This window comes from Phycisphaerales bacterium, assembly GCA_029268515.1.
Classification (GTDB): domain Bacteria; phylum Planctomycetota; class Phycisphaerae; order Phycisphaerales; family SM1A02; genus JAQWNP01.
The window spans coordinates 44,176-67,493 of the sequence record JAQWNP010000002.1; the positions used below are offsets into that span (position 1 = coordinate 44,176).

Below are 23,318 nucleotides of genomic sequence, written 5' to 3' on the forward strand. Positions count from 1 at the left end.
GATTGCCGCCTGAGTGGATTCGCCACAAGTCAGTCCCAAAGAATGATGCAGTGCGGACTGGCCGATCTATGCGGGCAGAGGCACTTGATTCCCGTTTGGTATTGTGCATTCATGCACATACGCTCCCTTCTCCTGACAGCCGCCCTCATCCCAGCAGGGTGCGTCACGCCCCCATCTGTTCAAGTACTCGAACAGGCCACCATTACCCAACGAACGCCGGACGCGTCCGCGGGCACCGTCCCTGTGCGAATCACCAATCCGAACTCCGAACCGATCAAATTGCTGGAATACAAGTACACCGTGCATGCAACCGGCTATCTGCCCTGGACCGGTCGGCATGCGGGCGGAATTGTGTTGTCACCTGGATTTGAGCGGGTTTCGAACCTGCCAGTCGTGTTACCAGCTGGCGTCCCCCCTGGAACAAACATTCACGTTGGTGGGTCGCTTCGCTACCTCGACACAACCACCATCTCGGAGACACTCGCCGACTGGGGCTACCGCCCTGCCGCATCGTTCTCTGGCAGCGCGGTCATCACGGCTGAGCAATAGTCCTGCTTCAGAGCTTTGTTGCAGCGACGGAGGGGGGCGTAGCCCACTTATTGTCGGGACGATGCGCCTCTCTTGCTCGTCCATGCACCCCTAACGCAGCCGCCTCAACGGCATGGCACAATTGTTCAATAGCACCATGGTCTGGGTACTTGTTTCGCAATTCAGGCAGTGCCTCGGCAACCGGCGTGGCATGCTTGAACAAGAGCCGGAAAGCTTCCTTCATTGCATCCACATCAGTTTGTGAGAAGTCACTCCGAAGCATGCCAATGGCGTTGACCGCTCGGGCCTCTGCGGGATGGCCTTCGATGATCATGAATGGTGGAACGTCACGCGAGATTCTCGCAAGTCCCCCTACAAAGGACAGCTGGCCAATGGTTGCAAAGTGATGCACGCCCGCACCACCGCCAATGGATGCGCCATCCTCAACCTTGACGTGCCCAGCCAACATCACTTGGTTTGCAATAACAGTTCCATTGCCCACGATGCAATCGTGGGCAATGTGGCACCCAACCATAAGCAAATTGTCGGACCCGATGATGGTCTCACCACCACCACTTCCCGTTCCGCGATGAATCGTCACATGCTCACGAATATGATTGTTATTGCCGATTCGAAGCAACGTGGGTTCGCCTGCATACTTTCGATCCTGTGGATCTCCGCCCACAATGCAACCTGCATGCAATTGGTTTCCAGTGCCCATACGTGTGCCACGAACGACGATGGCATGCTCATTGAGCACACACCGATCCCCGATCTCAACGTCTGGGCCGACTACGCAGTAGGCGCCAACAACTACATCGTCGGCGAGTTCAGCCGATGGGTCGATGATTGCAGTGGAGTGAATCTGTGCCATAGTGCTCAAGCGATACTGCCGCGTTCCTCATCCAGGTGCCTGATCGGCATCCACCATCATAAATCGAATCTGTGCTTCAGCAACCTGCCGAGCGCCGACATGGGCGCGACATTGAATAGCAGCCGTTCGTGTGCTTGCTCGAATAGTCTCGGCCTCAAGAACCAGTTGATCACCCGGCGTCACCGGATGTCGCAACTTTACACGGTCTAGGCTCAGCAGGACCGCAATCTTGCCGTGATGCTCAAGCGTCTGACTCAGAAGCAAACCGCCAAGTTGGGCCATCGCTTCAACAATGAGTACGCCCGGCATGATCGGCGTCCCCGGATAGTGGCCCGTGAAGAAGGGCTCATTGATCGTGACATTCTTGACGCCAATTGCCCGCTTGTTTCCGTCAACTTCAACCACTCGATCAACAAGCAACATCGGGTATCGATGCGGCATGATCTGCTGGATGGCCCGAATATCCATCGTACGACCGGCATCGAGCCGCTCATCGCGATCACGGTTCTCCATCTGCTCACGGATGGCTTTGCACATGCGTCGGTTCAAAGTGTGACCCGAACGACTCGCTACAAAGTAGCCATATATTGGACCGCCAGCCAACATCAGGTCGCCAATCAGATCAAGCACCTTGTGCCGCACTGGTTCGTTTTCGAATCGCCAGACGTTGTCAATTGGACCATCGTCGCCAACAACCAACACGTCAGCAGGAGAAAGATGATTACAAAGACCTTGCTCTTGCAGAGCCTTCGCCTCTTCTGACAAACTATAGGTGCGGGCAGGACCTACCTCTTTACGATATCCCTCTTCAGTCAGCGTGAAGGCAAATGACTGCCTTGGAATGCGTGAAGACTCATCGCCATAGTCAAGCTCATACATGACTCGCATTTCATCACCATCAACAGGAAAGGCGGCCAACATACACTCGCCGTCCTGAAGAATGATTGGCTCGATAATGCGCAGGGCCTGCCGACTTGCCTTGAGTTCAACGGTGCCAACTTCAGTAATTCCTTCCGTGAACGCCGCGGCGCTGCCGTCGCCGAGGGGCACTTCCGGACCATCAATTTGCAACAGTGCATTATCAACGCCAGCGCCACGCAGAGCCGACATGCAGTGTTCAATCGTCTCGACCACTGCCTCACCGCGGCCAACAGCGGTTCGCCGATCGCGTTCAATGGCATATTCGATGCTTACTGGAATCAAGACTGGTGGATCAAGGTCAACACGCTCAAAGACGATGCCGTCATCCGCCTCGGCAGGCAGCATTCGCAATGTGGCATCTTGCCCAAGCATCAAACCCTTACCCTGAACCACAATCTCGCCAGCGAGGGTTCGCTGATGAATGGTCTGGGTACCGGACTGAGAATTGGCGGTCGCCTGATCGGCCATAAGTAAATAATTCGAGGGCCTTGCAGTCGTCAGGACGATTCCCGACGCGGCATTGAGGCCACCAGTTCGGGCAGTCTACGAAGGGCGGCAACCTCTCGCAAAGTCTGCCGGGCTGGGCGTGCTGGTGTACCTGCCCAGTCCTCACCCGCCGGTATGTCTCGCATAACGCCACTGGTGGCCGCAATCCGGGCCCCAGCACCGATTTTGACATGTTCAGCAATGCCCACTTGAGCCCCAAGTACCGCCCCATCTCCGATTTCAGCCGAGCCAGCAATGCCCGTTTGGCCCACAATAAGGACACCCTTCCCTATTTGAACGTTGTGGGCCACTTGCACCAGATTGTCGATCTTTGTTCCCTCGCCAATTCGAGTCGGGCCGAACTTTCCGCGGTCCACGCAACTCGATGCGCCAATTTCGACATCGTCGCCGATTTCGACCGTACCCAGATGTGGCACGCGCCGGGGAAGGCCGGTCTCAGGGTCCGGGCGAAATCCGAAGCCTTCAGACCCAATGACCGCGCCGAGATGCAAAATCGATCGATCGCCCAGTGTGCAGCCCGCACCCAGCACCGCCGAAGCGTGCACTATTGCGCCATCGCCAACGATAGCCCCATGTTCAATCACGCAGCCTGCACCGAGCACTACTCCGTTGCCAATACGGGCGTCTGCTTGTACGACGGCTCCGGCGGCAATGCTCACCTCATCACCCACAGTTGCAGTCGGATCAATGCTCGAAGTGGCATGCACAAACGCAGCCGGCGATGGCCTGAGTTCAGCAGCGACCGACTCAAGCAGCAGCATCATGCCGATCTCGGCATTCTCAACCCGCACGAGTGTTCGCTTTGTCTCGTCATGATCTGGCACCTCGACATCACGAGATACCAAGCCGACCAGTGCGCTGCTCTCCGCCCACTTTCCTGCCCACTTACTGTGCGCAATAAAGACAAGATCACTCGCTGTCGCCTCGTCAAGACCAGCGAAACCGGCAACTCGAAGATCGCCAGAGCCGACAAGTTCGCCGCCCAAGCGTTTCGCGATGTCCGCAGCACTCAACATGCTGGGAATCTCATGCAGCTCACTGCCCGTACGCCGCTTGCCACTGCGAGTTCAAGTGCTGAATGATCGCATCCGTCACGTCGAGGGTAGGACTCGCGTACAGCACGCGACGAGCTGAAATGTCGCCAAGTATGTCGGCGCTGTCTTCAGGAATTGCAATAGCAGAGTCATCCATCAGCACAATGCCATAGCCCTCCTGTTGAGAGACGGCTGCACTACCCTCACGAATGTGATTATAAATCCGAAGGATGGCCCGTTGCTTTGTTCGAGCCTCTCGAAGATCAGCCAGACTCATGAACGCACGAAGATCAATTGACGCCTTCTTGAGCGCATGCTCGGCCTCGGCATACTGCTCGGTCCCGACAACAAAGTCGTCAAGATCTGCGGCGAGCGCGTCTAGATTATCACGACTCTTAATCAATTCAGCCTGAAATGACTCGCCTGCTGCAGCGGAACGCGCCATCTCGGCTTTCCACTCATCGAGCGATTCAAGTACGCGAGGCAGATCCATAGTGCCCACGACTGTGGGTGGTGCAGAGGCGCGACCTGCCACCGCGTCCCAAGCAAGCACGGTACTTGCCACGACGGCGGCAAGCATGATGATTCGAATCACATGTCGATGCATGGTTTCATTCCTCTCCGGTTCAGCGGCGTTCTGGTTGGTAGGCATTGTTCATGCGGATGATGACATCCCGCGTTCGGTCTATTCGCTCGGACGCAAAGGCAATACGACGCTGTGCGATCTGTTGTCGCACCTGCGTGGCCAGTGGCGGCGCTTCAGGTGATGGATTTGTCTCGATTGGCCTGATGCCATCATGTATCAGCACCAAATCGATACCGTCGGCTGTTGCCATATCGGCTACTGCCGCCATGATGTCGCGGTACAGCTTCTCAAGTTGCAGGGCGCGATCGACATCAAGTTCCTGCTTCATGAGTTCCTGCCAAGCCATGAACTGCACAACTTCTCCATCGACACGCTCCTCAACGGTCAATCGCTCAATTGGATCGGTAATGGCGGCAAGCTCAACCTGAAAGCCACGCACCGCCTCTTGGCGAGACTCTGCTTCGGCAGCGACTTGCCCTGCCTTGGCCCGAAGGCTCGCTTCGGCATCGGCGCGCTCAACCAAGCCCTCTAAAACACCAGAAAGATTGACGACCGCAACGGGGCTGCTGGCGCCTCGCTGAGCTGCTTCGCCCGGCATCAGGCCGATTGCAAAGAGTCCAATTCCAGCAAGACAAAGGGCTGGAACTGACATACGTGAGTGACTCGCCATGAAGAACCTCCCGCTCTCGCCTCCACCCTTTAGAAAGGAAGATCGGCCGAGAAACTGAACAGCTGTGTTTGATCCTCATCCTGCTTGATGAGGGGGATTGCAAAATCGAACGCCAAGGGTGTCGGCCCAAGTTGGGGAATATACACCCGAAAGCCGATCCCGACGGAGACTCGGTACTCATCGAAGCCCGGGTCATTGTTGACCGTGCCTGAATCGACGAAGACCACACCATCGAGCAATTCGCCAATCAGCGGGTGCTGGTATTGGGTGCCTGCAAAGAACATGAATGTGCCGCCAACTGGAACGTCGGTCACGTTGCCCGCAGCGTCAATGCCCATTGGCGATACCTGGCGGAATTGAAATCCACGAAATGAACGCCCACCGAGAAAGAATCGCTCATAGGTCGGGGCATCGCCACCAAACATTTGGCCGACTTGAGCATCAACCCGCAGCGTCGTGACACGACCAAGAAAATCGCGATGCAGAGCCAAATACGTCGTGTAGTCAATCGACACACGGTTGAAGTTCCGGTCACCACCAATCATGCCCCAGTTCGCAATATCTAGTTGCGTTCGGCTGCCCCGCGTTGGACGCGACATTTGATCGATCGTGGTGCGAGTCAGCGTCAGTCCTGTACTGATGAGCGTCTCAGGGCCAGCGTCCTGCAATACGTCAACCGGCTCGAAAGGATTGAGATCCGTGAGTTCTACACTGGCTGCATCGAGTCGAAGTGATGCGTACCAGACATCACCGAGACGCCGTGACAACACCATCCCAACCGACGATCGCTCTTCTGTATAACTATCGAAGATGCGGCGGAAGTAACCCGCGGACCCGCCAAGTGCGTATGGAGTACCGAAGATCTGTGGTTCCGTCAGGCTAATGTCGTAGGCGAATATTTCGGTACCAGGCTGAAAATTCATTGCAAAGCGTTGGCCTGCTCCGCGAAACGCGCGGCCACGAACAAACTCGCCGAATGTCTCTGGCACATCAAAGAGGTCAAAGTTGTTTTGCGTGAGCGAAATATTTCCAAGCACACCGGCGTCCGAACCAATTCCCACGCCAAAGTTGATCGAGCCCGTGTTCTTTTCCTTGATCTCGACAAGAACATCGCGGACTTCTGGGTTGTCTTCGTTCGGCGCCTGCACAGCGACTTTGGCGTCGCCAAAGAGGCCTGTCCCCATGATGCGTTCTTTGGTGGCCTTGACCTCACTCGCGTCGAAACGACGACCTGGGATGAGGCCGACCTGAGATCGGATGATTTTGTCCTTCGTCAGGGTGTTGCCGGTGATATTGACAAGACCCACATCCGCAACTTGGCCCTCCCTGATCTCGACAATCAGCGACAGCCCCGTCGTTGTTCCTTTGCGAATCGGAACGATGGCGGCACGCGCATCAAGGTAGCCAAGCACGCCGTACGCATCATTAATTGATTCACGCGAGCGTTTCACGAGGTCCTGCTGGAACACATCGCCAACCTGAATATTCATGATGGCCGTAATTTGATCAGCTGAGAACACCTCGAGCGGAACACCCCCGGGGGCCGACGCCGTAATCTCTTCAACCGTGTACCGGCGGCCTTCTTCAATGAGGAAGATGACCTTGGCCTCACGCTGACTCGGGCTCACTTCAATTTCTTTGTCAACACGCACATCAATCCAACCACGATCGTGATAGAACTTTTGCAGCGAAACAACATCTGCAGCCAACTGGTCTTGGTCTACTTCTCCACGACGCAAGAATGGAAACCATGTGGTCGTTTCAATTTCAGCCCAAAGTTGTCCGGTCGAGAAAGATGTCGCCCCGGCAAAAATGATGGACCGCGTCCGCACGCGAGGCCCTTCAATAACCTCGAAAATCAAAATGTCATTGTCTTCGAGTTGCTGTGAGTCCAGTGACACCTCGGCGAGGTAGTACCCCTTGTTGCGATACAACTCTATCATTTCGCGGATGCCGCGCTGAATGAGAAAATCATCGCGAGGTGAGCCACGGTGCAAACCGGTCGGACCGAGCAAGGCGCGGTCAGCCAACACACGGTTGCCCACCACTGACACTGCGGCAAGGAGCCGCTCCTCCCGAAAGACATATGTCAGATCAACGGTTCCGTCTGTCCGCAATTTGGCAATAATGTCAATGCTCGCAAAGTCACCCAGCCGGGTGAGTCTTGAGATATCACCTTGAGCGGTCTCTGGGTCATAGGGCTGACCTACGCGCGAGCGAATGTTATTGAGCACCGTTTGCTCTGATACACGCTCGAGACCTTTGACCTGAATGCTTCCAATCGGACGGTCGAGCAGTGAGTCCGAGTCGGACGCAACGGCCCCAGCCCACGCCGACATGGCGAGCAACATGAGGAGACCTAGCAAGATGGATGGAAACCGGCCCATTCGGGGTATGAAGGATACCTGCGAGCCCCATCGGGTGCCGCCCTCGGCGGTGCGGCGGTACCCTGAGCATGTGAAGGAGCACCGTTCATGGGCATGACTCTACGAGAACTTGCTGACCACCTTGGTGCCGATCTCAGCGGCGAGCCGGATCGGCATATCAATCGATGCGCGGGCATCGAGACCGCGGGCCCTGATGAACTCACATTCCTCTCCAACCCCAAGTACCGAGATCAACTGGCCAAGACCACCGCCGGGGCCGTCCTGATCTCGACTGGTGTGGAGTGTCCGGACGGCCTCAACGCCCTGATCTGCAAGGATCCCTACTTTTCGTTCCGGAATGCAGTCATTGCTTTGCAGGGCATGCGGCAGCACCCTGCTCCGATGGATCATGATGGCTCTGGACACAGCCGCCGTGCCATCGTGCATGAATCCGCTCAAATCGGCGAGGGCACGCATATTCACCCATTTGTGGTGATTGAGGCCGGGGCCACTGTGGGAAGGGGATGTCATCTTTACCCAGGCGTGTGGATCGGCCCGGACGCAACAGTCGGGGACGACTGCATCTTGTTCCCCAATAGCGTGGTGCACGAGCATTGCATTCTTGGAGATCGGGTCACCTTGCATGCTGGAACCGTGATTGGCAATGACGGTTTTGGATACGCCACGCACCAAGGACAGCATCACAAGATCCCCCAGCATGGCATCGTCGTACTGGAGGATGACGTCGAGATTGGCGGAAACTGTGCCATTGAACGAGCCGCCATGGGCGAAACCCGCATCGGCCGCGGCACCAAGTTCGCCGACCTCATTTCGATTGGACACGGCACAAGCATCGGGCCGCACTGCCTCTTGGTGTCGCTGGTGGGAGTGGCTGGATCCGTCACAATGGGCCATCACGTCGTGCTCGGCGGACAGACCGGGGTAGCTGGTCATCTGACGATTGGAGATGGCGTACAGGCCATCGCTCAGACAGGGATCGCGACTGATATCCCGGCAGGTACCCAAGTAGGTGGGGCACCAGCGATCCCCGCCGATACGGCGAAACGCAATGCGCTGGCAAGCACCAACCTCGCTGCCCTCTTCAAGCGAGTCAAGAAGTTAGAACGAGCGGCAAAGCAAGACTGATTGCAGATACGATGCCGGGATGGCCACCTTGACAACACTGCGTCAGACCCCATTTCACTCCTTCCATGTCGACCACGGCGCGAAGCTCGTCGACTACACAGGCTGGGAGATGCCACTGCACTACGGCTCGATCATCGAGGAGCACCTGCAAGTTCGTCGAAGTGGCGGCATGTTTGATGTCTCCCACATGGGTCGACTGCGATTCTCCGGGCGAGACGCGAGAAAGTTTCTCGACCATGTATGCACCCGCAAGATCAACGGCATGCAGCCTGGGCAGGTGCGGTACTCCTTGGTCTGCAACGAGAACGGCGGTTGCCGAGACGACGTGCTTGTGTACTGCATCGATGATGCCGAATACATCATGGTGTGCAATGCTGCGAACCGAGAGAAACTGCTTGAACACTTCGAAGCTGTGAAAGGCGACATGGTCTTCAAGCAACGAGACGAAACCGAGTCAACGGCAATGGTCGCCCTGCAAGGCCCTCAGGTCATGGAACTCATCGGTCAGTTTTCCAAGGAAATTCCCGGGCTCAAGCGGTATCGCTTCACCCAAAAGTCGATCTTGATTGCCAAATTCCTTGTCTCGCGTACCGGATACACCGGCGAAGACGGCGTAGAGGTGATCCTGCCCAAAATGCTCGCAGGACAGATGGTCAAAATGTTGCTTGGCAATATTGACGCCGATGACACTGCAGTCAAACCCTGTGGTCTTGGCGCTCGCGACTCACTACGCCTTGAGGCCGGCATGGCGCTCTATGGCCACGAAATCACCGAAGAAATTGACCCGCTCACCGCTGGCTTGAACTTTGCCATCAAACTCGACAAGGGCCAAGATGACGACACTGGCCGATTTATCGGCCAGGATGCCCTGGAAGCGATCATGGCCGCAGGCGGTCCGAAGCAACAGTTGACCGGGCTCATCCTCGAAGGCAAGCGAGCAGCAAGACAAGGAATGCCCGTCACGGCTGATGGTGTGGCGGTTGGCACTGTGACCAGTGGCTGCCTCAGCCCAACGCTTGAGCAATCTATTGCGATGGCCATTATCGACCGCAATGCATGCGAGCCTGGCACCTCGGTTGAGGTGAACCTTGGCCGCGCCTCGGTGAATGCCGAGACCTGCAAATTGCCATTCCTAAAGAAGTAGTGGGCCTCTACGCCACTCGGCGCAGTTTGAGTTTGTGTTGAATTCGCCGCAGCGTGTCCATTTCAATCTGTCGCACGCGCTCACGCGTCAAGCCAATCACGGCCCCGATCTGTTTGAGCGTCAGCGGCGCCTGCCCTTCAAGGCCGTACCGAAGACGCAGTACCCGAGCACCACGCTCTTCAAGCGTCTCGATGATCAATAACACCGCCTGAAGATCTTCGCCGCGGCCAAAGGTCTTCTCTGGAGTTTCTAATCGACCGTCCGCAATGACACTTGCGAAGTCGAGCGCCTCACCGTTTTCAACTGTTGGAGCATGCGAAGCCGAACGGTGCGCCAGCATTGCTTGCTGCACAATCTTAGCCTTACGCTCTGGCAAATCCATGAGATCAGCCATTTCTTCAACCGTCGGCGGCCGGCTCTGTTCGTCTTCGAATACGGCGCTCGTCCGGCGCCATCGCGTAATCAATTCAACCATGTAGGCCGGAATGTGAATTGGATGACGAGCATTGATGAGTGTCCGCTTGATCGATTGCTTGATCCACCATGACGCATAGGTCGAGAATCTCGCGCCCTGCGCAGGGTCAAAGCCTTCGACAGCTCGGATTAGGCCAATATTGCCTTCTTCGATGAGATCGCCAATTGGTAGGCCTCGCCTCATGTAGTTCTTACTAATTGCAACAACAAGCCGCAGATTCGCCCGAATCATGTGGTCCTTGGCCTCGAAGTCGTTGTCGTTGATAATCCGCCAGCCAAGGGTCTTTTCCTCAGCAGCAGTCAACAGGGGAACCTGATTGATATCGCGAAGATAGACCTCAAGATTGCGGTCAGATGAATACCGTGCCATTTCACACCATTTTCCCTACTGAGCCGGGCACTCGCCGCTCCCACATGAGCGCGGCTTCATCGGTGCCTCCAAGCACCCGGCTGGCCTCCCTGAAGCCGCAATGACAACAGAGCAAATTCAACACCCACTATCAAGGTCCGATAGCAACATGTGACTGTTCCCTCAAATCCTGAGGAATTCACATCTACCGCTACAATCGAACCATCAATCGGCCTGCTTAACTGCAATAAGTGGGTGTCAAGGAAGTCAATCTAATTTTTTGATCACCTGTTCCGCACGGCCCGAATAACCCTCACCCATATTGAGATGGCTTTGCCCAAGATGAACCACGACCTGACTGACCTCCTCCGCCAGTGGCCCCGATCCGGCCGCGGGCTTGACGTGCGAGAAATCCAACTCGCAGATGGACGACATGTGCTGCAGATTCGTGTAGCTCTGGGCCTCCTCCAGTTGGAGGTCACGGGTAGACCCGACGGACTCCCCTCCTGCCTTGGCAGACTCAAGGAGACCGAAGGCCCTTTCAGCGAGGAGGATGAATTGGCCCTGCGAGACGAAGTGTCTCAATTCGATGCCCGCGTGCAGGTCCTGCTATTGCTTGGTCGACCTGGTCCAGCAGCCCTCGATGCCGACCATATGCGGGCGTGCGCCATGGAACTTGAGGCTAAAGCAAGCGGCACTGCTCCCAGCCACGCCCTGCTCGCTCGGAGCATCACACTACGAGGCCGCGCCATGGCCGATGCAGCCACTGCCCGTACCCGCCGGGACCTTGCCAGACTTGCAATCGATGATGCGTTGGGGGAGTTGCAGTCGCTCCTCTCAACTGCCGCATTCGAGTCGAGTAATGATGTGCAACTCCTCCAAGGCATGAAAGATCTGCTCATTCCACGGCTCCCCGGCTCGCAACGTGTCGAATTCGATGATCGGCTACAAGAAGCGCTACGCAGCGAGAACTATGAGCTCGCCGCCATCTTGCGAGATGAGCTGCGGCAAATGCGATAACAACCCTGTCTGTTGCTCGGATGCCTTCGGCCAAAGGCCGAGAAATTGCAGCGCCGAGATTGCCATTGTGGGATACTGCTCCAATGCATCGAGCACTGCGAATCGGCGGGGGACTCTTTCTCATCGCCCTGGCACTGGGCCTCTTGATGATGAGTTGTGGCGGGGAATCCAATCTGGATCGCGTCGCCATCTTGGCGATGCCAGGCGGGGCACCACAAAGTGGGCTCTACGCGGCAGATTGGCTTGCCGGCCATCCGGTTCGGGCTCAACTCTTGGGCGTGGGCCTCCCCATTCTGCTCCTGACAACCGCGGTGTGGATGCTTCGCTCCGCCAAATCAACAAATTAGCACTGGCCGATCCCTTCTTTGATTCTTTAGCACTCTCGATTTGTGATTTGCCATGAAGTTGTTGTTGAGGGCCACGCTTCTTTGAAAGCCCCTGCCGCCTCAAGAACGCCGCCTTGACCCTGCGATGCATAACTTTCAGTTCTGCAGAATTCTGCTTGGCCACATCAGCCGGACATGCTCTACTATGAATGTCGATTTACCAAAGCCATCCATGAGAGATGGGTTCATGGCAAGTAAGCCCTTCATTGGTGAAACGACCTTCGCGATGTTTCCGCAATGGGAACCATGACAACGCCTGTCAATGTCTGACCGGCCTTACGCGTCAATGAGACCACAAAACGTCTTGTTCATGCACAACCATGGGGAGTGGTTCCACGTACGTCCTGAGAAGGGCCGTGTATCGAAAGAGGAGAGAATGAATGTTGATGATGGCACTGACATGCGCGGCTTTGGTCGCGACAGGATCGTTCGAACATATATTGCCGCTGCAAACGGGCGAGGTCAGAGTCGAAGCAATGACGCGTACGGCGCGGTCTGCTGAGCTTGCTCGGCTCACTTGGCAATCAACGCACCCACATGCCATCGTGGTGCTGAACCATACTGATGCAACAGCCGACCTCGCAGCGCATGGGCTCACCTTGCTTCGTAGCCTTGGCGGGTCGACATGGATCGCCGCTGTTGCACCAGCCGCAGCAGGCTCAACGCAAGTACTCGACGCGGTCTCTTGGATCGGTGCCATCGACCCAACCTGGAAAGTGCATCCGTATCTTGCATCCGGTGGCGTACCGGACTGGACGATCGACCAAAGCGCCTCCACTGCGCTCGCCGCCGGTGAACGCTTCGACATCGAATCCCTACTTCGCGAACTCGACGAGGCGGCCGACCCTCGCGTCGTCGTGTACATGCTGGCCCACCGCGACGTGTCGCTCGACGCGTTGGCTGTTGACCTTCCTGTGCTGGCCGATGCGACAGTGCTCTCCAAACTCCAGACCGTGCATGGGCTCACCGTGGCCATCCCAATGTCAGCAATCGTGCCACTGGCTGAAGACGACCGCGTGCTCTGGATTGAGCCGGCGATGCCACAGTTCAACGAACTAAATGACCAAAATCGGGAAGTCACGCAAGCGAACGTCTTACAAGAATCGCCTTATGGTCTCGATGGCGACAACGTTGTCGTCATGGTGTATGACGGCGGCAAAGCGTTTGGTGGCCACGCCGACTTTAGCGGACGACTCACCGAACGTGACACCAGTGGTACCAGCGACCACGCCACACATGTGTCGGGAACGATTGGCGGCGACGGCAGCGCCAGCGGCGGGCAGTACCGCGGCATGGCTCCTGCGGTCACGATCGAGTCCTATGGATTTGAACAAGAGGGAGGCTTGCAAGAGGGCTTTCTGTACACCGATCCGGGCGACCTCGAAGCCGACTATGGCGACGCCATCAATAACTATGGCGCGGTCATCGCGAATAACTCCATCGGCACCAATACGGCACCCAATGGCTTCCCTTGCGAGTGGACCGGCAACTACGGCATCACCAGCAGTGTGATTGATGCGGTCGTGCGTGGTGCACTTGGCGGCAACATCCGAATCATGTGGGCCAACGGAAATGAGCGAGGCTCGTCGAATTGTGGAACGAGTTTCTACTCGACCGCACCTCCCGCGACCGCAAAGAACCACATCACTATCGGGGCACTCAATAGCAATGATGAATCTGTTACCAACTTCACGAGTTGGGGGCCAACCGATGATGGCCGCATCAAGCCAGATATCTCGACCGCGGGTTGCCAGAGCGATGGCGACGGCGGCGTAACAAGTTGCTCCTCTAGTGGTGGCTACAGTTCGAAGTGCGGTACATCGATGGCAAGCCCGACGGCCTGCGGCATTGGCGCGTTGCTGATTCAGGATTGGCGAACGATGAACCCGGGCAAGCCGGACATGCTCAATAGCACACTCAAGGCCATGCTTGCGCACACGGCAGTAGACCTTGGCAACGCGGGGCCGGATTGCCAGTACGGGTACGGCAGTATTCGCGCCGAGGCCGCAGTTGACCACCTTCGCAGTGGATCGCTCATTGAAAACGAAGTCGCCCACGGCGACTCGTTTGAGTTTCTCGTGATCGTCGATCCTGGCGATCCGCAATTGCAAGTGACACTCGCGTGGGATGATGCGCCTGCCACGCCTCTTGTCATTCCATCTTTGGTAAATGATCTTGACCTCGTCGTGCTCGGACCAGACGGTAATCGCCACTATCCGTGGGCAATTGACCCGGCGAACCCGGGTGCTCCTGCAACGAAGACTGCCGAAGATCATCTCAACAACATCGAGCAAGTCACCGTGGCCCTCCCGCAGGCCGGCGTGTGGCGTGTGCAAATCGTAGGGTTCTCCGTGCCCGTTGGCCCACAGACATTCGGCGTGATGGCAACGCCTAACTTAGTTGCATGCTCGCGCACAGGCCTTATCGGTCTCGACCGCGGCGCCTACCCGCTCGAAGGTACTCTCAGCGTGACCGTTGTCGACTGCGATCTCAATACCGACGATACCGTCACTGACTCGGTTGATGTCTTGATTCGCTCGGATGATGAACCTAGTGGGGAGTGGATCACGCTCTACGAAGAAGATCCTGCAGCATCGGCTTTCAGCGGAACGATGTTGCACTCGACAACCGATGCGACTGGAACAATTCTTGCATTACACGGTTCAACGATTGAAGCAATCTATCTTGATGCCGAAGATGCCGACGGAAACATCGATGTACAACATCTCGTATCCGCCGTCGTGGACGGCGAGGCCCCTCAATTGATCATGCAAGCTGCCATTGCTGAAAATCCAGGTGAGATTCAGTTTGACGTAGCGAGTAATGAGTCGACGTCACTCATCGTCCGCGTTGGGCCAGCCTGCAACGACCTCTCTCGGACCATTGGTCCATCTGGTCTCGATACGAACCACTCAGAAATCGGTGCAGGATTTGATCACAGTACAACGTACTACTACACGATCGAGTTAATCGACATGGCTGGTAACACAGCGTCATTTGACAACAACGGCACCTGCTGGATGATCGATACGCTCGACATTCCAAACTACTTCACCGAGCAATATGGGAACTTTGACCTCGATGGAATGTTGATCCACTTCACGCCCACTAGCACCTTCAATGGGTACACAGCCTGTCCCGAACTCATTGACTCGCTTCCAGTCAATCCATCAGGCGGCGCAGCCCTTTCGCTGGGTGATGATGACTACGAAGCAATCTCGCCCACCTCTTCAGTCATGCTCCATGGCGAGGCGTACTCACAACTCTACGTCGGCAGTAATGGCTTTGTTACGTTCAATAGCGGCGAAAGCGACTACACCGAGTCGCTGAGCGAACACTTCTCGCAGCCGCGCATCAGCCTACTTTGGGATGACCTCAACCCATCTGCCGGTGGCACTGTCAGTTGGAAGAACACCATCAACGGCCTCGCGATCACTTGGCAAGATGTGCCGGAGTACAGTTCGTCCAATAGCAATACATTCCAGCTACTCATGCATAACGATGAATCAATCACCCTGGCGTGGCTAGGCATTGACTCGGCTGATTCGATTGTTGGACTCTCGTCCGGCAATGGACTCGACCCGAACTACTTTGCCTCGGACCTGTCAGAGCAAGACTCCGGCTGCAATTCTGAACTGCCTGGTGATGCCAATGGCGACGGTGTCGTTGACACAAACGATCTGCTGCTCATCATCGCGGGCTGGGGCCCGTGCCCACCCGCACCGTGCCCTGGCGACGTCAACGGCGATGGTTTCATTGGTGCGGATGACATCCTGCTGGCCATTGCTCATTGGGGAAATACCGGATCCCCACGATCGGCCGGTCACGTGGACGATGGAGATGACGCCAGCGGCGTCAGCTACGGCGATCGCTGGATAAGCACACTGCTCATCAACGACGAACTGTTCAAGCCTGCACGCAACAACGGCTTGATTACCACAAGTGGCAGTTATCTACAGCGACCGTGGGCCACCCTCGATCTTGAGGTGGCTGGCGATGTGCCCATGATTGATCGTGATCTCATGGTGATCGGCGACACAGCATGGCTTGATGGCACGCTCATCGTCCGACTCACCGACGACGGGCTCCTCTCGGCAGGTCGCCACCCACTACTCGTAGCAAACACCTTTGAAGGGTGGTTTCATACAGTTTCCATCTTCGATCCGCTCGATCGAGGGGCAACATGGTGCCTGAGCGAACAATCGCTGAGCATTATCCTCCCACTCGGCCTGGATGACGCCAAGCCAACGGATGTCCATCCTGAGCAGGTGCTTGCAGCACTGGAGGCCCTTGGAACCCCTGATTCCCTATGGGATCTGGATGGAGATGGCCTCGTAAGCGAGTTGGACTTGATTCAATTACTTGATGGTGGCGCCTGCCCGGAATAGAGCACTCGCCAGTTCGTTCTTATGTCGCATACATTTGATGCCCCGCCCCGCATACGGTATCTTCTTCGATTCTCAAAGATCCCAGACCGGGGTATTGGGATGCGTTGAGTGGGGCACGAGGAGTTCATGACCAATGGCCAAGATGTTCTACACACTCACGGAGGTCTGCGAGAAGCTCAGCAAGAGCGAGACCGAAGTCGAGGCTATGGTCGCCTCTGGACAGATTCAAGAATTCCGTGACGGCGAGCACCTTGTGTTCAAAGTCGAGCAGATTGAACTCCTGACTGCGAGCGAGGACTCTGGCGAGCTTGATCTCAATCTCGATCTCGATAGTTCCTCGCTTGATCTTGATGACAGTTTCGGCCTCGGCGCATCGGCTACTGGCGGCATTGGTCTCGCAGGTAGCCAAAGTGCTGATATTCCAACGCCCGCGGCGAACCCAGACCTAAGCGGCAGCATCGAAGAGTCCGGCAGCGCCATTGGACTTGGCTCTTCCTCAATGATGTCCGGCGGCAACAACGATCTTGATCTCTCAGCCGAACTGAGCTCCCCTCCCGACAGCGCCGATGCTTCTGCATCGGCCTTCGATGGGGCCGCGATTGAGGGTGGCGGAGATACGCAACTTGGCGAAGGTCTCGATGATGATCTCACACTTGAGTCAGTCGGCTCAGGCAGTGGGCTTCTGGATCTCACCCGCGAATCCGATGACACTTCACTCGGCGCTGAATTGCTCGAAGAGGTGTACTCAAGCGAAGACGATGTCAATTTCCCCGCAGCATCAGGCCTCTTTGAGGCTGCGACCGAAGATGATGAGGTCGCCCCCGCCCAAGTGGCGGCAATCGGTGGCCAGGCCGCTCCCTCATTGGCTGCGCCGGTGATGGCGGCAACACAGAGTTGGGACCCCGCTTGGTCTGGGCTGAGTGCAGGATTGATGATCGGAGGCTTGCTCGCCCTGATCGCTGTTTTTGCGATCACCGCAGTTGAAACGATGGGTGGTGCTTCAGGCATTGCCTCGCTCATGGCCGAGCAAATGTGGATGTGGGTTGGTGGCCTCTTCGTCGGCACAGTTGTGCTGGGCCTCGTTGGCTGGGTCATTGGCGGCAAGGCCGGCTGATCAATCATGAGACTCGCTCCTGCTGGCCTTCGTGAGTGGGGCCTTGGCGGCATCGCTACAGCCTCCATCGTGGTCATCGCATGGTGGCTTATTCCCCTTGGCTGGGTGAACTGGACACTGACAGGGCTCGCGTCGCTGGCATGGTTCTGCACAGCCGCATTCTTTCGGGACCCCCACCGCCGCATACCATCGGGCCTTGTTGCCGCTGACATGCTCAGTCCAGCAGACGGTTGTATCTCCGCTATCGAAACATTGGATTCGCACGAAGCCGTGCATGGCCCAGCGATCGTTGTACGGATCTTCTTGAGTGTTCTCAATGTGCACATCAATCGCATGCCGTGTGATGTCACGGTGATTGATTTGACGTACCGCCCGGGCAAGTTTCTTGATGCAAGAAATCCCGAGTCGGCCAAGATCAACGAGTCAATGCTTACTCGTCTGAAACGATCAGATCAATTGTGCTTGGGAGTGCGGCAGGTTTCCGGCGCGATTGCAAGACGAATTGTGTGCCCCCTCTCAAGCGGCGAGCAGTTTGTGCGGGGCGATCGTTTTGGCATGATTAAGTTTGGTAGTACAACCGAGCTCATTCTGCCTGCAGACTGTGGTGCCGAAGTGCGTGTTGCTATTGGCGACAAAGTCGTTGCAGGCCGGACGGTGCTTGCAAGCGTGCCAGTTCAAGAACGCTTGCCCACCCCGCGGCAATAACAGAAGCAGACTTTGGTGACGCTGCCTACGAGGACGACGAAGCAGCCGCTGCCGCGTCGACTCTTGGAAAGAGCGCCACCTTCTGTACTGCAGCGGCTTCCTGGAAACAGCCCCATGTGCACTCCTTCGCCAAATCGCCTGTCGCTGGTCCGAGGCTCCACGCTTCACGGAGTGCGCCGACAGCCTCGGGGAGCACCGACTCAAGCAAACAAGCCGCAATACGAATTGCTTCGGCGCAGCGGTAGAGAATTGCACCAACAAGTTCTGTGTTCTGAGGATCTTTTGCAAGTTTGAATGGTGCCGTATCGTTGATGAATAAGTCAACTGCCCGGACAATTGTCATCGCGCTGGCAATCGCGGAGCCGAGTTCAAACTTCTCCATACCATCAATCGTCTTGGCCACCTGCGTAGCGCAAAGGTCCGACCACTCGACCCCACCGATCGATACATCGATGTCCTTTGGCAAAACGCCATCGCAGTACTTGCCGATCATCGCGGATGTGCGGCTAGAGCAATTCCCGAGTGTGTTCACCAGATCACTGGTATAGGTGTCGTGGAATTGTTGTCGAGAAAAATCAGAGTCGGTTGCACCCAGTGGGCCTTGGACAGCCAAGAAATACCGCAGCGCATCCCGGCCATACGTATTGATGTAGTCCTGCAACTGCTCAAGATCGATGAAATTCCCTAGAGATTTGGACATCTTCTTGCCCTCGCTAATCCAAAAGGAGTGCGCGTATACGCAGTGCGGCAAAGACATGTCCAATGCCATCAAGAGTGCTGGCCAAATCACAGCGTGGAACCAAAGAATTTCCTTGCCAAGGATTTGCACCGACGCTGGCCAATACTTGGCACGCCCTTGTGCCCACTCGCCATCAGGCTCGCCAAGCCCCATCGCAGTGATGTAGTTGAAGAGCGCGTCGATCCAGACATAGATCACATGATCTGGCGCATCAGGGACTGCAATTCCCCACGAGAAGTTACTGCGACTGATCGGCACATCGAGCAGGCCTTCCTTGAGCCTCCCAAGCACCTCATTTCGACGTGCTTCTGGCCTCACAAAGTGTGGATTTTCGTCAAACATCTTCGACAGTCGCTCTTCGAATGCGCTCAACTTGAAGTAATAATTTTCCTCGGTTGCACGCTCGAGCGGCCGACCTGAGATCGGGGATGTATACGCAACCTCGCGGGCCTTGGTCTCGGTGTAATACTCCTCTTGTCCTGCGTCATACCAGCCCTCGAAGGTGCCGAGATACACATCGCCAGAGTCCATGAGTCGCTTGACAAAGCCTTGCACTTGCCGCTCATGCCGTGGGTCGGTCGTGCGAATGAATGCATCATTCGTGAGATCGAACATGCCCATGATCTTCTGAAACTCGGCTGCATTTTGGTCGGCGAGGGCTTGTGGTTCCATGCCCTTCTCAGCTGCGGATTGCTCGACCTTCTGCCCATGCTCGTCGGTGCCAGTCAGAAAGAACACGTCTTCGCCCAGCAATCTCTGAAATCTGGCCCAGACGTCACAAATGGTTGTCGTGTACACATGCCCAATATGCGGCCGGTCATTGACGTAGTAGATAGGTGTCGTGATTGATCGAGGCATGCCGGTCATAGCGAGCATGGTACCGATCAGGGCGAGGCGTCTGTCGCATGGCTATGATTAGCCCTTACATGAACCACATGAAGCCAGCTCTTGTCATTGCCTCGCTTATGACCATCTCGGTCCACGCGCAAACAAGGTTATCGAGCGAACCCATCCGCCAGGTCCACGGCGTTGGCGGAGTGTCAGGCGACTTCGGTGCCTCCGGCGTCGGAGAGCGACGAAACATGCCGCATGAGTTTGAATACCGCACGAATATAAATGGCGGTCGGCGATTTGAGCACTCATTTGACCTGACCACCAATGCGCAGTTCAGGGCACACAACCTCGACGATCCGGCTGCAAGCCTGCAAACCACCAGCCTCTATAACAATCCGTGGTATTGGCAGCACGTAGGCAGCCTGCAAACCGAAATGATGACGGGGGGCTCGGGCAACGCTGTGATGGCGAGCGGCGCAGACGGCGACTACTACAACCCATATTTCTATAACCAGTGGAAATCAGGCGAAGGCATACGGCACTCTGGCGCATTGACCTCGGAGATGGGCCCTGATGCAAGGGGAAGCCTCAACCAACGCGGCAGAAGAGTGAATCGTCGAGGTGGCCCTGCCAAACTCCCGGGCACGAATGAACCGCTGTACCAACCACAAAAACTCTCATTTGGATTGAATGCCGATCGAAGCGTTTTGTCTGGCGATCGACTCGGAACGATGCTCCGTGGAAGCATCGACGACACATGGGACGGCCATCTCGAACGAGACATGGGCGACGGAATGGTTGGCCCCAACATGCCGATTCGATATGTGGGCTCGCAGATTCGTGGCTTGGGCACACGTTCGATCCAACCTGGCTCGCTCGATCGCGGAATGACAACCTTTGACCTTGCAAGTGTCCGTGACGATGGGTACCGCGGTTTGGGCGTACCGCCGATGGGGAAGATGTGGGACACTCGCTTTGGCGACTTATCACTGCCCGACAATCGCCTGCCCAGCACTCGCGTGGACGCTGGCATACAAACATTGCCCAATGTCCCGGTCGCCCAAGATTTGACCGGCATCTACCAGAATATGGCCGAAAGATATGGTTCACTGACCACAGGATCAATGTCTGCAGCGGACCAACTCAACAGACTCGATCGCGACTACCGCACCCTGCGGGGAGGGCTCATTGTGGGCTTTGACAGCCTGCCCCCTCCCACTACGCCAGAGGATCTGCGCTCTCCAACTTCTCCCATAGGCGGAACATTGAATCCTGATCTGCAGGCAAGCGAAGACACAACGCCCACCGGTTCGGGCACTTCTTCAGCGTCTACTGTGCCTACTCGTCCTCTGGATGTCGCACCGGCCCTGAAGTTCGAGGACTTTGGGCTGGTCCTACGGCATGGCCAGCAGGTCAACTCACTTGCGGCCGGTGATGGTGGCCGGTTTGATGACCTTGTGACATCAGCTTCGCAGAAGCTTGAATCTGGCGACTACCTCCGGGCAGAGCGGCGATTCAATCGTGCGCTTCGATTTGTCCCAGGCCACCCACTGGCGACTGCCGGACTCGGACACGCCGAGTTGGGAGCCAACTTGTACTTGTCTTCAGCGCTGACCCTACAAACCTTGCTTGCTTTCCAGCCCGAAATGATCGACGTGCAATATTCAGAACAATTGCTCCCCGCCCCCGAGGATATGGACCGAGCCATTTCAATTCTCACCGCACGACTTCGTGGGGAAGCAGATCTTGACCGATATGGATTTTTGTTGGCCTATATTGGTCATCAACTCGACCGACCAAACCTGATCACCACCGGACTGCAAACAATGCGAGCGGCCAACGCCGACAAGAGCTTTGTGGACCTCCTCGAGCAAGTCTGGTTGCCCAGTTCGACGACAGACGAGCCCTAGGCCTACAAAGTCGCTGTTGCCGCAAACAACCCAGGGCCCATCGCCTCGGGATCTGGCCGCAGCAGCACATAACGCTGCATCTCGATCCCGGCAGCCTGCATCAGGCTTCGCATTGATGAATCGTCGAAACCCAAATGAAGATGCCCCATCGTGTCGCGGTACTCAACCCGATCGTGCGCGACCATGTCGATCACCAGAAATCTACCGCCCGGCTTCAACAACCGAACACCCGCTTCAATCGCATCGCGTGGCTCTTCAACATGATGCAGCACCAGCGAAAGAATGGCCAAGTCAACCGAGCCCTCATCAATCGGTAACGAACGCATATCTGCTTCGTGAAAGCGAACCGTTTGAACGCCCGACAATCTCTTCCGAGCCGCATTCAGCATCGCGGGCTCGCGATCAACGGCTTCGACTCGAGACACCCAAGGCGCAATGACCGATGCAAGTTGACCTGTGCCGCAGCCAAGATCGGCCACAGTCCAACTTGGATCAAGCATGGCCGGGAACCAAGCATCCACAATGGTGCTTCCAAACAACCGGTCCCGGACGTCAGCCCAATCGCCACCGGTTGCCCCAAAGTAGGCTCGCGTGTCAATATGCCGCTGTGCGAGGATTTCTCTGACTCGACGCAGATCTTCGGTATGGGTTGGTTCATCAGCGAGTGTGCCAACCGTGGCTGCCCACAATTGCTTTGCATGCCCTTCACGTTCGGTGCTCGTTCGCCGATACAAAGCCTGGGGCCCAACACTGCGACGTTGAATCCACCCAGACTCCATGAGTCGCTTCAAGTGTCTTGACACAGTTGATTGTGGTGACTGAATGGCTGCAGCCAACTCGCCAACAGCGAGTTCATGTGCATCAAGCAGCACTAAGAGCCGCAAACGGGACGCGTCATGAAGACCACCGAGCTGATCAAGCAGCGTCGTTGCGGAAGCTGCGTGGGCGTGGTTCATCCGCCAGTAGTCAGTCGCATGGTCGGGCCCGGCACAACACCAATATCCAGGAGTGCGGCTCGAACCTCTGGGTTGTTGGGGTTCATTTCCCATGCAAGCGATAAGGCGCGGAATGCTTCTTGCTTCTCGCCGAGTCGCATAGCAAGCCGAGCCGCTTGTAGATAAGGCTTGATATTTTCGTCTGCATCCACAGCCAGCGCAGTCCGCAATGCCTCGCGAGCAGTATCGGGGTCATCCGCTTCCACTGCCACACGAGCAAGGCGGAGCCAGTCTTCTGATGAAGATGTCGTGTTTGCTCGGTCTCGCAAGTAGGCGAAGAGATCGTCCCATGCTTCTTGCTGCTCGAGCGTGTCGGCAAGATCGCGAGCGATCACGGCATTCGCTGGCTGCAAGGTTGAGGCTATTTCAAGTGAGCGCCGTGCCACGGTCAGATCGCCCGCTTCCAAAGCTGAGTGGCCAAGCGCGGCTTGGGATCTCCAATCGGTCGGCTCACGCTCAACAAGTTGGCCATACCACTCAACAGCGGCTGGCCAATCGGCAATCGATGTGGCCCGCTCTGCGTTTCGCCGGAGGGCGTGACTGGGCACGTGACTAGAACAGGCAATGAGACTGCCGCCGAGCAGTAGTCCCGCGAGGACGATCGAGGGTGGATGTAGTAGATTCACGC

General features: G+C 56.5%; 19 protein-coding genes. 9 read left to right on the forward strand and 10 right to left on the reverse strand.

Annotation, left to right across the window (positions count from 1 at the left end):
- Positions 1–111: 111 nt before the first annotated feature.
- Entirely contained in the window at positions 112–549 is a 438-nt protein-coding gene (locus P8J86_01620; protein ID MDG2053386.1) for a hypothetical protein, read from the forward strand.
- Between the two features lie 7 nt (positions 550–556).
- Here P8J86_01620 and lpxA read toward each other — a convergent pair whose 3' ends face one another.
- The 6 genes from lpxA to bamA are packed head-to-tail and all read right to left on the reverse strand — an operon-like array spanning position 557 to position 7,471.
- On the reverse strand, positions 557–1,402 hold the full coding sequence (lpxA, locus tag P8J86_01625) for an acyl-ACP--UDP-N-acetylglucosamine O-acyltransferase (protein ID MDG2053387.1): 846 nt from the start codon (positions 1,400–1,402) through the stop codon (positions 557–559).
- A 27-nt stretch (positions 1,403–1,429) separates the two neighbouring features.
- On the reverse strand, positions 1,430–2,791 hold the full coding sequence (lpxC, locus tag P8J86_01630) for a UDP-3-O-acyl-N-acetylglucosamine deacetylase (GenBank protein MDG2053388.1): 1,362 nt from the start codon (positions 2,789–2,791) through the stop codon (positions 1,430–1,432).
- Positions 2,792–2,820: 29 nt separating this feature from the next.
- Complete coding sequence (gene lpxD / locus P8J86_01635) at positions 2,821–3,846, reverse strand: UDP-3-O-(3-hydroxymyristoyl)glucosamine N-acyltransferase (GenBank protein ID MDG2053389.1); 1,026 nt, start codon at positions 3,844–3,846, stop codon at positions 2,821–2,823.
- A gap of 19 nt (positions 3,847–3,865) precedes the next feature.
- Positions 3,866–4,471 (reverse strand): OmpH family outer membrane protein, encoded by a 606-nt coding sequence (locus tag P8J86_01640; GenBank protein MDG2053390.1) that lies wholly within the window; start codon positions 4,469–4,471, stop codon positions 3,866–3,868.
- Positions 4,472–4,490: 19 nt separating this feature from the next.
- A complete protein-coding gene (locus P8J86_01645) occupies positions 4,491–5,120 on the reverse strand; it encodes an OmpH family outer membrane protein (protein ID MDG2053391.1) in 630 nt (209 codons plus the stop codon).
- A gap of 29 nt (positions 5,121–5,149) precedes the next feature.
- Positions 5,150–7,471, reverse strand: a complete 2,322-nt coding sequence (bamA, locus tag P8J86_01650) for an outer membrane protein assembly factor BamA (protein MDG2053392.1) — start codon at positions 7,469–7,471, stop codon at positions 5,150–5,152.
- A gap of 123 nt (positions 7,472–7,594) precedes the next feature.
- Between bamA and lpxD (P8J86_01655) the strand changes: the two genes are divergently transcribed.
- Positions 7,595–8,632, forward strand: coding sequence for a UDP-3-O-(3-hydroxymyristoyl)glucosamine N-acyltransferase (gene lpxD / locus P8J86_01655; protein MDG2053393.1), 1,038 nt, complete (start codon positions 7,595–7,597; stop codon positions 8,630–8,632).
- 19 nt (positions 8,633–8,651) lie between these two features.
- On the forward strand, positions 8,652–9,776 hold the full coding sequence (gcvT, locus tag P8J86_01660; GenBank protein ID MDG2053394.1) for a glycine cleavage system aminomethyltransferase GcvT: 1,125 nt from the start codon (positions 8,652–8,654) through the stop codon (positions 9,774–9,776).
- A 7-nt stretch (positions 9,777–9,783) separates the two neighbouring features.
- Here the strand turns inward: gcvT and P8J86_01665 are convergent, their stop codons facing one another.
- Positions 9,784–10,620: an RNA polymerase sigma factor RpoD/SigA gene (locus P8J86_01665; GenBank protein ID MDG2053395.1), complete on the reverse strand. Its 837-nt coding sequence runs from the start codon at positions 10,618–10,620 to the stop codon at positions 9,784–9,786.
- A gap of 321 nt (positions 10,621–10,941) precedes the next feature.
- Here P8J86_01665 and P8J86_01670 point away from each other — a divergent pair, with 321 nt between their 5' ends.
- The 5 genes from P8J86_01670 (at position 10,942) to P8J86_01690 (ending at position 18,212) form a co-directional block, all read left to right on the forward strand.
- Positions 10,942–11,619, forward strand: a complete 678-nt coding sequence (locus P8J86_01670; GenBank protein MDG2053396.1) for a UvrB/UvrC motif-containing protein — start codon at positions 10,942–10,944, stop codon at positions 11,617–11,619.
- A gap of 20 nt (positions 11,620–11,639) precedes the next feature.
- Positions 11,640–11,966 carry a hypothetical protein gene (locus P8J86_01675; GenBank protein MDG2053397.1) on the forward strand — a complete coding sequence of 109 codons (327 nt, stop codon included), beginning with the start codon at positions 11,640–11,642 and terminating at the stop codon, positions 11,964–11,966.
- 425 nt (positions 11,967–12,391) lie between these two features.
- A complete protein-coding gene (locus P8J86_01680) occupies positions 12,392–16,393 on the forward strand; it encodes a S8 family serine peptidase (protein MDG2053398.1) in 4,002 nt (1,333 codons plus the stop codon).
- Between the two features lie 133 nt (positions 16,394–16,526).
- Positions 16,527–17,507: a helix-turn-helix domain-containing protein gene (locus P8J86_01685; protein ID MDG2053399.1), complete on the forward strand. Its 981-nt coding sequence runs from the start codon at positions 16,527–16,529 to the stop codon at positions 17,505–17,507.
- A 6-nt stretch (positions 17,508–17,513) separates the two neighbouring features.
- Positions 17,514–18,212 (forward strand): phosphatidylserine decarboxylase, encoded by a 699-nt coding sequence (locus tag P8J86_01690; GenBank protein ID MDG2053400.1) that lies wholly within the window; start codon positions 17,514–17,516, stop codon positions 18,210–18,212.
- Positions 18,213–18,237: 25 nt separating this feature from the next.
- Here P8J86_01690 and metG read toward each other — a convergent pair whose 3' ends face one another.
- Positions 18,238–19,827, reverse strand: a complete 1,590-nt coding sequence (metG, locus tag P8J86_01695; protein MDG2053401.1) for a methionine--tRNA ligase — start codon at positions 19,825–19,827, stop codon at positions 18,238–18,240.
- Positions 19,828–19,877: 50 nt separating this feature from the next.
- Between metG and P8J86_01700 the strand changes: the two genes are divergently transcribed.
- Positions 19,878–21,695, forward strand: coding sequence for a hypothetical protein (locus P8J86_01700; GenBank protein MDG2053402.1), 1,818 nt, complete (start codon positions 19,878–19,880; stop codon positions 21,693–21,695).
- 2 nt (positions 21,696–21,697) lie between these two features.
- Here the strand turns inward: P8J86_01700 and P8J86_01705 are convergent, their stop codons facing one another.
- Complete coding sequence (locus P8J86_01705; protein MDG2053403.1) at positions 21,698–22,651, reverse strand: methyltransferase domain-containing protein; 954 nt, start codon at positions 22,649–22,651, stop codon at positions 21,698–21,700.
- Positions 22,648–23,316 carry a tetratricopeptide repeat protein gene (locus tag P8J86_01710; protein MDG2053404.1) on the reverse strand — a complete coding sequence of 223 codons (669 nt, stop codon included), beginning with the start codon at positions 23,314–23,316 and terminating at the stop codon, positions 22,648–22,650. Before P8J86_01710 ends, P8J86_01705 begins: the two co-directional genes overlap by 4 nt.
- Positions 23,317–23,318: the final 2 nt, after the last annotated feature.